The organism is Candidatus Regiella insecticola LSR1, assembly GCF_000143625.1.
In the GTDB taxonomy this organism is placed as follows: domain Bacteria; phylum Pseudomonadota; class Gammaproteobacteria; order Enterobacterales; family Enterobacteriaceae; genus Regiella; species Regiella insecticola.
On the sequence record NZ_GL379589.1, the window covers coordinates 325,149 to 326,740 of the forward strand.

Consider the following 1,592-nt stretch of genomic DNA (forward strand, 5'->3'; position numbering starts at 1 on the left):
CATTTCGTTACGTAATGCCGGATCAAGTGCAGAAAATGGCTCATCTAGTAATAGAATGGGTTGACTACGTATCATACAACGCGCTGGCGTTGTCCGCCGGAAAAGTTGTGCTGGTAAACGATTCAAATAGGCTGTTAATCCAACCTGCTCAATAATTTGCAGAAGTCGCTGGTGTTGTGCTGCATTCAGTTTCAGGCCTGGGTGTGATCCTAAAGCGATATTTTGCTTTACCGTTAAATGAGAAAACAGGTTATTTTCTTGAAATAACATGGATACCGGCCGGTTGGCTGGTGGGGTTAAGGTATGATTTTGATGATTTAATAAGATATGACCACTACTTGGGATTAAAAATCCAGCAATCAAATTAAGTAAACTGCTTTTTCCCGCTCCACTGGGGCCAAGAATGGCTACGCGTTCACCCGTTTGAATGTTCAGGTTAAAGTGTATGGGTAAATTGTGGGATAAATAGGTAATTTTTCTAAGTGTGATCACAGGGGCTCGCGAGTCGTTCTATCAACGTAAACAGCAAAAGACAAAGTAATAACAGTAGCAACGCAGTAACACCTCCGTCTTCACTACGGTAAGCGTTTATTTGTTGATATAGGTAAAAAGGCAGCGTGCGGAACTCTTCATTGCCAAAGAGAGCGACTACGCCAAAATCTCCCAATGATAATACACAAGAGAAAGCCAGGGCTTGTGTTAATGGGCGTTGCAGTGCTCGGCATTCTATCTGGCGTAAGCGTTTCCAGCCGCGGATATTGAGCGATGAACATAATCGGTTATAACGTTGCGCAAGATCCTGCATTGGGTTAGTTAACACTTTTAAGCTATAGGGTAATGCCATCAGTGCATTGATAAAGATAACTAATCCTTAGGACGACTGGGATAATGGATAATGATCCTTCAGCAATAAAAAAAAACCGGTGGCTAAGACAACACTTGGTGTGGCTAAAATCATCATCCCACTGATTTCCAACGTTTGTCCGTAAGCAATTTGTTGGCGCAATTTTAATTTACGACTACTCCATAACAACATTATCGTTAATACCAGACAAAGTAAGCTGGCACTTATTGAAATTATTAATGATGTAATTAATGCTTGCCATAATGCTTTTTGTTGTAGCACTTTTATCAGCGCCTGATTACAGCCATCAATCATTACCGCCAATAGCGGGGGGAGTAAAAAATAATAAAAAATAGGCCAATAAATAGGGTATCACTAATACATTGCCATCGATTATCTTGTGGATCACGCCAATATTGCTGATGAGTATGACCAATCGTTAGCAAGTTATTTAATCTTTGGCTTAATAAGACTAAGCCTAAACAACAAGTCAATTGTATCAATGCCAGTATAGCCGCTCGCCCTAGATCGTAGTCGTAACTCAGAGCCTGATAAATAGCCAATTCTATGGTTGTCGCTTGCGGTCCTCCACCTAGCGCCAACACGGTCGCAAAACTAGCAAAACACAACATAAAAATTAGTGCTCCCGTCGGCAATATTTGACGTCTTAAATAGTGCCATTCAATCCAGCGAAAATATTGCCAACTATTCATTCCAAGCTGAGCCGCCAACTGGCGTTGTTCAACGG

General features: G+C 41.4%; 1 protein-coding gene and 1 pseudogene. Both read right to left on the reverse strand.

Annotated elements, in window-relative coordinates; all coding sequences use genetic code 11:
* Positions 1 to 492 (reverse strand): thiamine ABC transporter ATP-binding protein (thiQ, locus tag REG_RS02025; RefSeq protein ID WP_039906927.1); only part of this gene is annotated, 492 nt, incomplete at its 3' end.
* Positions 479 to 1,592 (reverse strand): annotated as a pseudogene (gene thiP, locus REG_RS02030) (thiamine/thiamine pyrophosphate ABC transporter permease); the annotation flags it as partial. The gene thiQ and the pseudogene thiP, both read right to left, overlap by 14 nt.